Annotated in this window: 13 protein-coding genes and 2 pseudogenes; 3 read left to right on the top strand and 12 right to left on the bottom strand. The window is 72.6% G+C overall.

The genetic code is table 11. The features are described 5' to 3' along the window. Positions 1–8: 8 nt before the first annotated feature. Positions 9–1070 (bottom strand): zinc-binding dehydrogenase, encoded by a 1062-nt coding sequence (locus ACUW6W_RS07895; protein WP_063189460.1) that lies wholly within the window; start codon positions 1068–1070, stop codon positions 9–11. 262 nt (positions 1071–1332) lie between these two features. Between ACUW6W_RS07895 and ACUW6W_RS07890 the strand changes: the two genes are divergently transcribed. Continuing rightward, the gene (locus ACUW6W_RS07890; protein WP_371450215.1) at positions 1333–2835 is read left to right on the top strand and encodes a long-chain-fatty-acid--CoA ligase; all 1503 of its coding nucleotides are present in this window, start codon (positions 1333–1335) and stop codon (positions 2833–2835) included. A gap of 182 nt (positions 2836–3017) precedes the next feature. On the opposite strand, the gene ACUW6W_RS07885 is transcribed toward ACUW6W_RS07890, so the two are convergent. The 11 genes and pseudogenes from ACUW6W_RS07885 to ACUW6W_RS07835 all read right to left on the bottom strand — a co-directional run. Continuing rightward, positions 3018–3770 (bottom strand): metal-dependent hydrolase, encoded by a 753-nt coding sequence (locus ACUW6W_RS07885; RefSeq protein ID WP_063189458.1) that lies wholly within the window; start codon positions 3768–3770, stop codon positions 3018–3020. A gap of 177 nt (positions 3771–3947) precedes the next feature. Beyond that, positions 3948–4682, bottom strand: a complete 735-nt coding sequence (locus tag ACUW6W_RS07880) for an LrgB family protein (protein WP_063189457.1) — start codon at positions 4680–4682, stop codon at positions 3948–3950. Next, positions 4679–5041, bottom strand: a complete 363-nt coding sequence (locus ACUW6W_RS07875) for a CidA/LrgA family protein (RefSeq protein ID WP_063189456.1) — start codon at positions 5039–5041, stop codon at positions 4679–4681. The genes ACUW6W_RS07880 and ACUW6W_RS07875 overlap by 4 nt, the downstream gene beginning before the upstream one ends. After that, the gene (locus ACUW6W_RS07870; RefSeq protein WP_041104849.1) at positions 5038–5745 is read right to left on the bottom strand and encodes a GntR family transcriptional regulator; all 708 of its coding nucleotides are present in this window, start codon (positions 5743–5745) and stop codon (positions 5038–5040) included. The genes ACUW6W_RS07875 and ACUW6W_RS07870 overlap by 4 nt, the downstream gene beginning before the upstream one ends. 268 nt (positions 5746–6013) lie before the next feature. Continuing rightward, positions 6014–7021 (bottom strand): GIY-YIG nuclease family protein, encoded by a 1008-nt coding sequence (locus tag ACUW6W_RS07865; RefSeq protein ID WP_063189455.1) that lies wholly within the window; start codon positions 7019–7021, stop codon positions 6014–6016. Positions 7022–7123: 102 nt separating this feature from the next. After that, entirely contained in the window at positions 7124–7375 is a 252-nt protein-coding gene (locus ACUW6W_RS07860) for a hypothetical protein (protein ID WP_369022748.1), read from the bottom strand. A 288-nt stretch (positions 7376–7663) separates the two neighbouring features. Further along, positions 7664–8530, bottom strand: coding sequence for an 8-oxoguanine DNA glycosylase OGG fold protein (locus ACUW6W_RS07855; protein WP_145993066.1), 867 nt, complete (start codon positions 8528–8530; stop codon positions 7664–7666). A gap of 43 nt (positions 8531–8573) precedes the next feature. Continuing rightward, a complete protein-coding gene (locus tag ACUW6W_RS07850) occupies positions 8574–9170 on the bottom strand; it encodes a DinB family protein (RefSeq protein WP_063189453.1) in 597 nt (198 codons plus the stop codon). A 23-nt stretch (positions 9171–9193) separates the two neighbouring features. After that, on the bottom strand, positions 9194–9535 hold the full coding sequence (locus ACUW6W_RS07845; RefSeq protein ID WP_063189451.1) for an alpha/beta fold hydrolase: 342 nt from the start codon (positions 9533–9535) through the stop codon (positions 9194–9196). Between the two features lie 220 nt (positions 9536–9755). After that, on the bottom strand, positions 9756–10976 hold the full coding sequence (locus ACUW6W_RS07840; RefSeq protein WP_063189449.1) for a Fic family protein: 1221 nt from the start codon (positions 10974–10976) through the stop codon (positions 9756–9758). After that, positions 10973–11320 (bottom strand): annotated as a pseudogene (locus tag ACUW6W_RS07835) (GNAT family N-acetyltransferase); the annotation flags it as partial. The pseudogene ACUW6W_RS07835 and the gene ACUW6W_RS07840, both read right to left, overlap by 4 nt. Before the next feature lie 110 nt (positions 11321–11430). On the opposite strand from ACUW6W_RS07835, the gene ACUW6W_RS07830 reads away from it, so the two are divergent. Further along, positions 11431–12627: a GNAT family N-acetyltransferase gene (locus ACUW6W_RS07830; protein WP_454180098.1), complete on the top strand. Its 1197-nt coding sequence runs from the start codon at positions 11431–11433 to the stop codon at positions 12625–12627. A gap of 97 nt (positions 12628–12724) precedes the next feature. Next, positions 12725–12892, top strand: a pseudogene (locus ACUW6W_RS07825) (helix-turn-helix domain-containing protein); the annotation flags it as partial. Between the last annotated feature and the right edge of the window lie 239 nt (positions 12893–13131).

The raw sequence follows: 13131 nt of genomic DNA, 5'->3' as shown, positions 1-13131 counted from the left end.
CGGGTGCCTCAGACCTCCAGCAGCACCTTGATCTCGCGGCGCTCGTCCATGGCCCGGTACGCCTCGGCGGCCTCGTCGAGCGGCATGCGCGCGGTGAACACGCGGCCGGGCTGGATCTCGCCGGACTGGATCCGCTCGATCAGCTCGGGCAGGAAACGGCGGACGGGGGCGGGGCCGCCCTCCAGGTGGATCTGCCGGCCGAAGAGGTCGGAGCCGTCCAGGGTCTGGTCGTGGGAGACGCCCACGAACCCGACGTGTCCGCCCGGGCGCACGGAGGCGAGCGCCTGGTCCATGGAGCCCTGCGTGCCCACGGCCTCGACCACGCCGTGCGCGCCCAGTCCGCCGGTGAGCTCCCTGACCTCCGCGGCCCCCTCCTCACCGCGCTCGGCGATCACGACGTCCGCGCCGAACTCACGGGCGAGCGCGGCCCGATCCTCGTGGCGGGAGAACACGATGACCTTCTCCGCGCCGAGGGTCTTGGCGGCCAGGACGGCACACAGGCCGACGGCGCCGTCGCCGACCACGGCGATGGTCTTGCCGGGGCCGGCCTGCGCGGCGACGGCGGCGTACCAGCCGGTGCCGAGCACATCCGAGGCGGCGAGGTAGTCGGCCAGGCGGTCCGGGTCCGAGGGCTCACCCCCGGGCACCTTCACGAGGGAGCCGTCCGCGAGCTCGACACGCATGTACTGCGCCTGGCTGCCCGTGTACTCGCCGGCGTTGACGCAGCGGGACTGGTAGCCGGCCTGGCAGATCTCGCACGTGTTGTCCGAGAGCATGAACGAGCCGATCACGAAGTCGCCGACCTCGAGGGTGGCGACGTCCTCGCCCTTCTCCACGATCGTGCCGACGTACTCGTGGCCCATGCGCCGGTGGTCGACGTCGTTGTGGCCGCGGTAGGGCCACAGGTCCGAGCCGCACACGCACGCGGCGGCCAGCTTCAGGACCACGTCCGTGGGCTGGGCGACGCGCGGAGTGTCCACCTCCTCCACGACGACGTCGCCCGGCGCACGCATGACGACCGCCTTCATCGTCGCGGGGATGGCAGGGGTGGCGAGGGTCTGTGCGGTCATGGTCTGTCCTCCGGTCTGGCCCGGCGGTCCGGGCGGTGTGCGGGGAACAGTCTTGCGCCCCTGTGCTGTGAAGACGACAGATCGGCGACGCAGGCGGGGCCGGTGGATGGCGGCGCGTCAGCGACATCACCGCCGGGCAGGCCCGCGGTGATGTCGCTGGCGTGAGGTCGGCCGACACACCTCGCTCGGCTCACAGCGAACGAGCGACGCCGGGCGTTACGCTGTGGTTCCCATCACATCCGACTCCCCTCGGAGGCCCGTCGTGACCCTCACCCTGCCCGCCCGCCTCGAGCGCACCGCCGCCGAACACCCGAACTCCACCGCCCTGATCCTCGGCGAGAACCGCATGACGTACGCGGAGCTGCATGACCAGTCCCAGCGTCTGGCCGGGCTCATGCGGCAGGAGGGCATCGGCCCCGGGGACCGCGTGGCGCTCATGGTGCCGAACATCCCGGCGTTCCCGGTGGTGTTCTTCGCGGCCCTGCAGCTGGGCGCCGTCGTCGTCCCCATGAACCCGCTGTTCAAGCGCCGCGAGATCGAGTACTACCTGGAGGACTCGGGCGCGTCGATGCTGTGGTCCGTGCCGTCCGAGGAAGCCATGGAGGGCGCCCGCGAGCGCGGTGTGCCGCTGCGCACCCTCGGCGAGGACGGCCTCGCCCCGCACCTCGCGGCGAGCCCCGGCCCGGTGACCGAGACCGTCGAGCGGGACCTCGAGGACGACGCCGTCATCCTCTACACCTCCGGCACCACCGGCCGCCCCAAGGGGGCCCAGCTGACCCACCGGAACATGGGCACCAACGCGGACACCGTGGCGGAGACGTTGATCCAGCTCCAGCACGGGGAGACCGTGCTCGGCTGCCTGCCGCTGTTCCACGTCTTCGGCCTCACGTGCGCGCTCATGGCGCCCGTGACGACGGGCGCCAGCCTGGCGTTGATCCCCCGCTTCGATCCCGCCGTGGCCGCGCAGACCGTCCGGGAGTGCGCGGTGGACGTGTTCATCGGCGTGCCCACCATGTACGGGGCCGTGCTGGCCGCGGCCAAGGACCATCCGGAGGACCTGGCCAGCCTGCGCCTGGGCGTCTCCGGCGGATCGGCCCTGCCCGTGGAGCTGCTGCGCCGCTTCGAGGCCACCTTCGACTGCGAGATCCTGGAGGGCTACGGCCTGTCCGAGACCTCCCCGGTCGCGTGCTTCAACCATCCGGGTGAGGCGCATCAGCCGGGCTCGATCGGACGCGCCGTCCGCGGGTGCGAACTGCAGCTGGTGACGCCGGACGGGGCCGTCGTGCCCGAGGGCGACGAGGAGACCCTGGGCGAGGTGTGGATCCGCGGGGAGAACGTGATGAAGGGCTACTGGGGCAAGCCGGAAGCCACTGCCCAGGCCATCACCGAGGACGGCTGGTTCCGCTCCGGCGACCTCGCCCGGCGCGATGCCGCGGGCAACTACTACATCGTGGACCGCACGAAGGACATGATCCTGCGCGGCGGGCTCAACGTGTACCCGCGCGAGATCGAGGAGGTGCTCTACGAGCACCCGGCCGTCGCGGAGGCCGCCGTGGTGGGGGTGCCCCACCCGGAGCTCGGCCAGGAGGTCGCCGCGCACGTGGTGCTCGCCCCCGGTGCGCACGCCACGGAGGAGGAGCTGATCCAGCACGTCAAGTCCCAGGTGGCGCCCTACAAGTACCCGCGCACCGTGACCGTGCGGGACGGGCTGCCCAAGACCGCCACCGGCAAGATCCTCAAGCGGGAACTGACGCCGACGGAGTGAGCTCGGGATGACCGCCCGGGCCCGCGTGTGGGCCGAGGTGCTCGCGGAGGCGGGCGCCGCCGTCGCGCCGGGTGGCGGTCGGCGCCCCGGGGCAGGTGCACGCGCTGCTGCCGGACTGCGGATGCGACGCCTGCGACCCCGGGTCGGACGAGCTGCTCGAGGCCGTGGCCGGGTGCCGCCGCTCAGAACAGTGCCGCCACCCCCCGCGCGGCGAGCGGGAGGAGCCGCACGGCCCGCACCACAGTGAACGCGGTGACCACCGAGACGAGCGCCCACTCCCGCCAGGACCCGGTCCGGCCGAGAAGGGGGAGCCGGAACCGTCCGGAGGACTGCCACCACCACAGGCGTGCGGGGGGCTCCGGGCTGAGCGGCCAGAGCAGGGCCACCCCGTTGTTGGTGAGGGCGTCGCCGAGGATGTGCACGCTCACGCCGACGGCCACGGAGGCGGGGATCCACCACAGCCCGTCGCTGAGGACGGTCGCCGACACCGCGACCAGGATGCCGAGTGCCCACGCGGCCCTCCATCCCCGGTTCGGGAGCAGTCGGAGGGCCTTGGCGGCCACGGCCGCCAGGAACGCGGCGATGACCCCCTGCCCCGGCGTGTAGACGTGCCCCGCGATCGGCACCTGGATGGAGGCGGCCGCCGTCGCGATGGCGGTGAACGCCGCGATCCCCACCAGCGAGTGTGTGCCGCGCCGATGCCCGCCGGCCACGTGGCGGATGCCGCGACTCAGCCACTCGGTCAGGGGCGGCAGGGCGTGGACGACGGTGGCGCGAGGGTGGTCCCAGTCGCTGATCATGGCCGCGCCGGCGGTGGTCACGGCGCCGAGCAGCTGGAGTTCGGCGGGCAGGTGCAGCACGGCGATCGGCGACTGCCAGTGCGTGAGCGCCAGCCAGGCCGCGGCGCCGGTGGCCGCGTGGGACGGGCCCATCATGGGTGAGGTCCTCTCGTTCGCAGGACCGGGCCGCGTCACCGCGCCTGTGCGGGCCGGCGGGCGGCCCGCGGGGAAGGAAGAGGACCAGGGTGGCAGGCGGGGCGGACACGGTAAGGACGCCGCCGCGGCTGGAGCGGGTCGAGGCGGCTGCCCGGCCGGGGGCGACCGCCCGGCCCCTCACCCCGTCATCGCCAGCACCAGCGGGGCCAGCAGGGCGGTGAGCACACCGGAGCAGGCCATGGCGAGGGCGGAGAACGCGCCGGTCTTCGGCCCCTCGGCGAGGGCACGGGCGGTGCCGATGCCGTGGGAGCTCACGCCGATGGCTAGGCCGCGCACGCGGGGGTCGCGCACACGCAGCCGGTCGAGCACCCAGGGGGCGAACACGGCGCCGAGCACGCCGGTGAGCACGGGGAGCACGGCGGCGAGGGAGACGATCCCGCCGCCGGCGTCGGCCACCGCCATGGCGATCGGCGTCGTCGCGGACTTGGGGGCGAACGTGGCGGCCAGCGCGGCGTCCCCGCCCATCGCCCGCACGATCAGCACGGCGCTCACCATGGCGGTCAGCGAGCCGACGGTGACCCCGACGGCGACCGGCAGCAGCAGCTTCCGGATGTCAGGGCCGGCCCGGTACAGGGGGACGGCGAGGGCCACGGTGGCGGGGCCCAGCAGGAAGGTGAGGTAGCTGCCGCCGATCATGTAGGTCTCGTAGTCGATGCCGGTCAGGGCCAGGAACGCGGCCACCAGCACGATCGTCACGAGCACGGGCGTGAGCAGGGCGGTCTGCCGGGCGGCGAGCCACAGGCGGCGGGCGAGCACGGCGACGGCGAGGGTCAGCGCGATGCCGAACAGCGGTGTGTGCAGGAGCCCGTCCCAGGCCTCGGCGAGGGAGTCGGTGAGTTCGGCGGCGTTCACTGTGCGTCCTCCTTGTCCGTGAGGCGGCGAGCGAGCGGGGCGGCGACGCCGGCGGTGACCACCAGCCCCAGCAGCCAGGGCACCACGAAGCCGACCAGCATCAGCGCCCGGTGTTCCCCGATGAGGCCCAGCACCGCGACGACGCCGACGCCCGCCGGGACGAACAGCAGCGGCAGGTGCTGGAGCAGGTGATGGCTCGCCGTCATCACCGGCGCGTCCTCGGCCGGCCGGCGCCACGCGAGCAGGCCGAGCAGCAGGAGCATGCCCAGCACGGCCCCGGGGATCGGCAGGTGCAGCGTGTCGGCCACGAGCGTGCCCGCCAGCTGGCAGATCAGCAGGATCAGCAGGCCCTCGATCATCGGGGTTCACCTGCCTCGGACGGGCCCACGGGCGGCAGGCCGGGGACGACGCCGCTCCCCGCGGCGTCGAGGTGCGCCTGCAGGGCGCGCTGGGCGTCTGCGGCGCGCCCGGCGGCCAGCTGAGCGCAGATCTCGGCGTGCCCATCGAGGAGGCGGCGGGCGGCGTCGACGGATCCGCCGGTGGCGGCGTGGATGAGGCGGGCCAGGCGGGGGGCGAAGGTGCGCACGACCTCGTCGAAGGCGGCGTTGCCGCACGTGGCGATCACGTCCCGGTGGAAGCGCACGTCCAGCGCGGAGAACGCCGCGAGGTCGCCGGCGTCCAGGGCGGCGCGCTGCTGCTCCAGGTTGGCGGTGAGCGTGGCGACGAGGGGCCCGACGGCGTCGGGCCGCGCGGCGACCGTGGCGAGGGCGGTGGACTCGAGGAGGCCGCGCAGGGCCGTGAGGTCGGCCACGCTCTGCGGCGTGAGGGCCTGCACGGCCGCGCCCTTCTTGGGGAGGAGCCGCACCAGGCCCCAGCGCTCGAGCTGGAGGAGGGCCTCCCGGGCCGGCGTCCGGGAGATGCCGGCCTCCGTGGAGAGCTGGACCTCGGTGAGCATCTCCCCCGCGGCGATCTCACCGCGGACGATGCGCCAGGCGACGTCGTGGGCCAGGCGGCCGGCAGCCGTGGCACGACTGCCCCATAAGGGGTCGGAGAGTGGAGTCATGCGGGCCAGAATAATCAGATGCATGCATGGATGTATGCATTGTGTCGGACTCGGAAGGCGCCCGGGTGGGGAGGGGCCCAAGATGCCGGCGCCCACCCTCGCCCCATGACCGTCGCCATCACCTGTCTCAACCCCGCCGGCGCGGACCGCGCGGAGCTCATTGCGCTGCTCACCGGCAACGCGTGGCCCTTCCCTGTGCGCCCCACGTCACCCGGCCGGTGGCGAAGGAGGCCATCGAGGACGGCGGCAGGCACCACACACTGTCGGGTCACCAGCTCCCGATGTAGTCCTCCGGGCCGAGGAGACCCCGGGTGTCCGCCCAGGCTCCCCAGCGGTCGAGGAGGAGGGGGATGGCCTGGTCCTCCCACCAGGGCAGATGGACGAGGCCCTGACTCATGCCTCCGCGGTTGAACCGCTCCACATTGACCTTGTCCTCGTCGTAAGGCTCGGCCCCCTCGAGGGAGCGATCGAGCGCATCGCGCAGGAGCCGGCCGAGTTCATACTCACTGGTGGGCATGGGGGTGTCGTCGAGCCGTTCAGCGAGCTCCTCCCAGAGACCCACGCTTCCCCGCAGCCCGTACTGGCGGGGGCGGCGGCGGAACAAGTCGCCGACGGTCGCGCGCGCCGACGAATCGGCCCCCACCACGTCCACACCACGCTTCGCCTGCTCCGCCATGGCCGTGCGGGCCTTCCGGATGCGCTGGCGGAGCAGCTGTGCTTCGGGGCTGGTGCCGCCGTAGATGAGGTTCAACGGCGGGGTGTGCGTGTCGATCACAGGCTTCTCAATGTCTCCGAGCGGTGTCACTTCCGCGAACCCGGCGGGTGCCTGCCACACGCGGACGGCGAGGTGACGCAGCATCCAGGTGGTCAGCTGCTCGCCGCTCTCCGGGGTGAGGGTGAATCGACCCGCGGAGGCGACGGCGACCGGCTCCAGGTCCAGCCGATCCACCAGGAGTGCGGCCAGGGTGCGGCGCAGAGTGGAGTGCGCGGTGCCGCCGTCCGCGAAATGCTTGCGTTCCAGGCGGGCCCGCAGGCTGCCCTCGGCCTTGCCGATGTAAAGCACATCGCTTCGACTGACAGACGTGAACAATCGCAGCTCGGCTCGCGCCGCGTCAGGATCCTGCGCGACAACCGCGTATAGCCCGGTCGAATCCGGCACGACCTCGCCGCTACGCCCACCGATGACCACACCGCCGTCCTCGACGCGTGCGAACAGCTGGGGACCGTTCTGCAGAGCATGGGAAGCGGCCGCGATGAACCCCACCTTGGTGGTCATGCCAATGTCCTCTCTTCGTCCGGGACATCTACCCCGGCTGCGCCTCGAGCCTACGGCGGGTCCTGGACACGGTAGGCGCCCTTGCGATGGATCGCTGACCCCTCACCGCGCCAGGATCCACCGGTCCTCGGGGTCGAAGACGTGGAGGTCGTCGCAAGCGAAGTCGCGCAGCCACGGGACGTGGTCCACGACGCGCAGGTACAGGCCGCGGTGCACGCCGGACTCGTCGCCGATCAGCTGCTCAGCGGACACGTTCATCTCGACGCCAACCGCGCACAGGCGGGCGAGGAGGTCGGCGGGGTCCTCCGGTGCGAGGTCGAGCGTGAGGGAGTCCCCGGAGAGCAGGCGCGTCATGGGGCCATCCTGCTTGGAGGGGGAACCGGCTGTAAGCCGGGTTCTGTGCGGGTCAGGTGTGAGATTCCCCCGCAAACGGAGAGGAGCTGCTCCAGGCACTCGGCCAGTGCCTCCGCCACTGAGCCACACCTCCAGTGAGGAGCCGGAGCCCGACGAGCCACGGGAGCAGGCCCAACCATCGATGGGAACCGCCGCCGACAGCCCGTGGCCAGGCCACGCGTCAACCAGTGCCGCGTCGAGCATGCGGCACGCCCACCTCTGCCGGCCGACACTCCGGCGGGCGGGGCTTCACGCCTCGTCGGGCGCCCGGTCCTCCGCGTCGGCGATGACATCCTCCAGCGCCTGCAGGTGGGGTTCGGCGTCGTCCCCGGCGCCCAGGTCGGCCAGCGCGAGGCGGAGGGCCTCGAGCAGCTCGCCGGCCTCCGGGTCCGCGGCGGCGGAACTCCAGCTCTCCCGCCAGGGCTCCTGGGTGGAGTCCTGCTGCTGGAGGAAGATGAGCCGCTCGACGTCGTCGGCCGGGATCTTGAGTTCCTCACCCCACGCCTGCATGGTCTCCACGTACGTGGCGTACTTGCGGGGGCAGGTCCAACCGCCGCCGATCCGGACGTCGACGTCCTTCACATGCTCGGCGAACCAGGCGCGCACCACGGAGTCGAGGACGGGGGCGATGTCGGACTCCCGGTGGGCCTTGGTGAGGAAGTAGAGGTACTTGGTGCCGAAGGCCGCGCCGAGGTGCTTGAGGCAGCCGACCCCGCTCTTGCGCTGCTGCCGGATGTGCTCGAAGGCCGCGGGCCCGCCCTGCTCGAGGGTGATGCGGGTGACGTCGGCGAGCTGCTCCTCAAACCCGGGCTGCGCCATGATGCGCTCCACCCGGGAGGGGCCGTAGCCGACCCGTCCGTATCCCCACACCATCGCGGCGATGAAGGCGTCCCGCTGCACGGCGCGGTCCTCGGCGGTCACCTTCGCGGCGTAACCGGTGACGACGGCGCGGGTCAGCGGCTCGCGCTCGAGGCAGGCGGGCAGGTCGGGCACGTGGGCCGTCCAGTGATCGAAGGACCAACGCGTGGGCTCGTCGGCGGGCCTGCCGGCGGCAGCCCACGCATCGAATGAGCGCTGGAGGGCAGGGGGTACGGCGGCAGCGGGGATACTCGTCATGGCCACAGCGTAGGCCCAGCGGCGGAACGGGAGGCATGTGCCTTCAGTTCCGGCCCGGCCTGCCGCTCCCCTCCGCGATGGCGGTCAGACGGTCCACGTGGGCGGCCCAGCGGTCGGCGTCCCACACGGGTAGGTTGTTCCCCGGGGCGCGCAGGCCGGCCTGCCCGTCGATCTGCTCCCGCAGGATGTCCGCGTGGCCGGCGTGCCGGGCCTCGTCCAGGGCGACGTGCGCGATGATCTGCGCGAGCGTGACCTCCGCCTTGTCGTCGGGCCACCACGCCACCCGCCCGTGGGCGTCGGCGCCGAGGGCCGTGATGGTCGCGTCCGCGTGTGCGAAGCAGCGGCGGGCGAACTCGAGGACGTCCTCGAGGGACTCCCCCTCGGCGGCGAACATGTCCACGTTGTCCTCCTCCGACTGCCCCGCCGCCGCCCAGGGCAGCTGCACCTCCGCGGGGCGGTCGAACGTCTCGCCGAAGTACTCCAGCTCGACGACGGCGGCGTGCTTGACCAGTCCCAGCAGGTTGGTGCCGGTGGGAGTGCGCGGCAGGCGGGCGTCGCGCTCGCTGAGGCCCTCGAGCTTCTGCAGGAGGGCCGCACGCTGGCGGCGCAGCCCGTCGTGGAGGATCTGCTTGTGGTCCATGAGGTGATCCTGCCCCAGAGCAATCAGGCCGCGAACCCCCGCACGAGCTCCGCCACCCGCTCCGGCGCGTCCAGGTGCACGTCGTGCCCCGCGCCGGGCACCTGCACGTGCCGCACATCCGGGCGCCGACGCCGCATCTCGTCCAGCTCTCCGGCGGGCACGTACCCGTTCTCCCCGGTGATCAGCAGGGTTGGCGCGGCGATCTGCCCCCATTCCTCCCACCGGGGCCGCTCGTGGACGGGCCGCAGGGCGGCCTCCAGCACGTCGACGTCGAAGCGTGGCACCCAGCCGACGTCGACGTCCCGGGTGGAGCGCGGGGAGGGCGCGGTTGCGGGCGGCCCCGCCCCTGACTGGCCGTTGCGCACCGCGCGCCTGACGCTGCGCCCACACCGGGAGGACGACCTCGGCTGGCCCTGCCGGATCGGTGTCTCTGGTGGTGGGGAACGTGGGTATGCCCGTGGGGACGTGATCCTGTGGCTGACGGACCGCGAGTCATCCCGCGGGCCTCACCTCGTGTGTTCGCCTGACCATGGCCGGGGCACTACATACGGCACTGAGGCTGGTCAACCCTGTAGACCGCCCCCGTCAACCCCGCCGGCCCGCACGCGCGGCGAACTCGTCCAGACAGGCGAGCACCTCGGTGGCCAGCCACACCCGGTTCCGACGCTGGCTGGAGACCGGCTGCAGCACACCGGCCTCGACAAGCTGGTCCACGGCCCGCTGGGCGGCCGGGCGCGAGACACCCAGCACCTGGGCCAGGTGGTCCACGGTCACGGCGGGTTGCGCGATGATCACCGCGAGCGCCCGCCAGACCGCCGCGTCCCGCCGGGCGGTGAGCCGCTCGCGCCAGCCGGTCAGGGCCTCGTCCAGGTCCGCGACGAGCTCTCGGCCGTTGCCGACGGCGGCCAGGGCGGCCTGCGCGAAGCGGCGCACGATGGGCGCGGGGTCGCCGTCGCGGTAGGCGGTGAGGGCGTCGAAGTATCCGGCCGTGTCCGTGAGGAGTCCCGCGGAGAGGGGCACCCCCATACGGGTGATCGCGCCGGCCCGATGCAACACGGCGTGCACGAGGACGCGCCCGGTGCGGCCGTTGCCGTCCGCGAACGGGTGGATGGTCTCGAACTGGGCGTGCGCGATGGCGGCCTGCACGAGGGCGGGCACGTCCGTGCGTCGCAGGTAGGCGAAGAGATCGTCCATCCCGGCACGCAGGCGCTCCGGGTGGGGCGGGACGAACTGCGCCGTGTGCGGCGTGGGCACCCCGCCCCCGATCCACCCCTGCGCATCGCGGTAGGCGCCCGGCCGGGCATGCTCCTGACCGTCCATGAGGGCACGATGGGCGGCCAGCAGGGCGGGCTCGTCGAGGTCGGCGGCCAGCTGGGAAGCAGCGCCCATGGCCCTCACGTTCGCCGCCACGAGCGTTGCGTTCGGGCGGGTGCGTTCGCCGAGAGTCGCCAGGGCGAGGGCTCGTGCGCCCGCGGTGATGTGCTCGATCTGCGAGGAGGACGCGGACTCAGTGCGCAGGAGCACCGCATCGATCGGGGCGATCTCTCCAGTGAGCCCCGGGAGGGCGTGGCTGATCTCGGCGTCGAAGCGCACGACGGCGGCCGTCGCCTCCTCGACCTCGGTCGCCAGATCGGAGGGCAGGTCGAACCCGAGTCGGGCGATACGGGCTGGGAGCGCGGCTCGATACGGGCCCGACGCGCGCAGGCGAGCGCGGCGGGTGAGGGCGCCAGCGTCGTCCGGGTCCGCGGTCCAGGGGCGCTGTTCCCAGCCGACGGCCCACGGGGTCGGGCGCGGATCGTTGCTCATGCCACAACCTTACGCAACGTTATGTCTAGAGCGTTGCGTACTTCTGGGCGTCGTGAGGTGGAAAGCCGTCTGCCCCGGGCCCGATGCTCCGAGGCGAGCATCGCGTAAGTGACGCCGTCCACCCAGCCGCGGGTGCGGTGCAGTGACTCCTCCTTGAAGGTGCCCTCGTGGCGCAGGCCGACCTTCTCCATCACGCGCAGGATGGGCGCGTTGTCCGCGAAGGCGTGAGCCTCCACGGGTCGGACGCCGAGGCCCGCGAAGGCGAGGTCCAGCAGGGCACAGGCCAGCTCGGTGGCGTGGCCCCGGCCGGCGTGGGCCGGGGCTATGGTCCAGCCGATCTCGGCCTGCGCGTCCCGGGCTTCCTCGCGCGGCGCGCCGCGAGGTCGAGGAGGGGCGTGGCCATGGGGTCACGACAACGGGCGGCGGTGACGTCCCCTCCCCTACTCTCGGCCCCATGGACGTCACCTTCACTCCGCTCGACCCGGCAGGCGCCGACCGGGACGCGCTCGTCGCCCTGCTCACCGAGAACGCGTGGCCGTTCCACACGCGCCCGCGCGTCACCCGGCCGGAGGCGGAGAAGGCCGTCGATGGCGGCGCCTGGGAGGATGAGGACCACCGCACCTTCTGGATCGAGCATCCCGAGCACGGCCGCGTCGGCGTGGTGCGCCTGGAGGACCTCACGGACCCCACCCCCTTGTTCGACCTGCGCGTGGCGGAGCGGTTCCGCGGGCGCGGGCTCGGCGCGCAGATCCTCACCGCGATCACCCGGCACGTCTTCGAGACGATGCCTGCGGTGGACCGCTTCGAGGGCCAGACCCGCGAGGACAACGTCCCCATGCTGCGCGCCTTCCGCCGGGCCGGCTGGGTCAAGGAGGCGCACTACCGGCGCGGCTGGCCCGTGGACGGCGGCGAGCCGCTCGCGTCCGTGGCCTACGCAATGTTGCGCCAGGACTGGGCGTCCGGCACGACGACGCCGGTCCCCGCCGACGTCGACGCCCCGCCTCCGGCGGGGCGCAAGGAGGGCGCGGCTGCGGGCGGCCGCGCCCCTGACTGGCCGTTGCCCACCGCGCGGCTGACGCTGCGGCCGCACCGGGAGGACGACCTCGGCTGGTTGCAGGAGATGTACATGCAGCCCGAGGTGGTGCGCCACCTGCTGGACGAGCCCTGGGACGAGGCGACCGCGCGGGCGAAGCTGGCCAAGCGGATCACGTGGGACGACCTCGGCGGCCCGTCCGGGGCGGTGTCCCTGGTGGTGGAGCACGCGGGCGTCCCCGTGGGTGACGTGATCCTGTGGCTGACGGACCGCGAGCGCGGTGTCGCGGAGATCGGCTGGGCACTGGATCCGCGGCATGCCGGTCAAGGCTTCGCCCGGGAGGCCGCGGCTGCGCTGCTGGACCTGGGGTTCGAGACGTCTGGCCTGCACCGGGTGGTGGCACAGATGGATGCCCGCAACACGGCGTCCGCCCGACTGGCCGAGACGCTCGGGATGCGTCGAGAGGCACACCACCGGCAGGACCTGTGGAGCAAGGGCGAGTGGACGGACACCCTCGTCTACGCGATGCTCGCGAGCGACCGGGGAGGTGGGGGGCCATCTATGACGGCGAAGACAACGTCAGCTCCGGAAGAACCGCCTAGGTGTTGTGGGTCATGAGGTTCTTGCCACGGGGTACGGGCTGAGATGAGACGAGCGGGCCTCTCCCGCAGGATGGAAGTTCCTACACCACCGACCTGCCCGAAAAGACCCGCTCATGACTCACGCTAACGCACCCCTGACCCCCACTGGCCGACTCAGGATGGTCCACCGCCACCTGCACGACGGGATCCCGCAGGCACACGTGGCAGCCGAGTTCCGGGTGAGCCGGCCCACGGTGGCCACCTGGGTCGCCCGCTACCGCGCCCAGGGAGAAGCCGGCCTTCAGAGTTGAGTCCCGCATAGTGGTGTAGCGCCCGGTGGTCGGGCACGTCGTTCCAGACGTGGACGCGGCCACCGTGTGATCCTTCGAGTCAACCTCTCACAGAATCCTCGAATGGAGTCATCACGATGACCGCTCCTCATATTGTCGACCCTGCCGGCCTGCTGGGCGAAGCCCTGTCCGAGGCCTCCCCGGACATGATGCGCCACCTGCTGCAGACGATGATCAACACCCTGCTCTGC

Source organism: Micrococcus sp. 093350064-1 (genome assembly GCF_053627955.1).
This window is presented reverse-complemented; position numbering and strand designations above follow the sequence as displayed.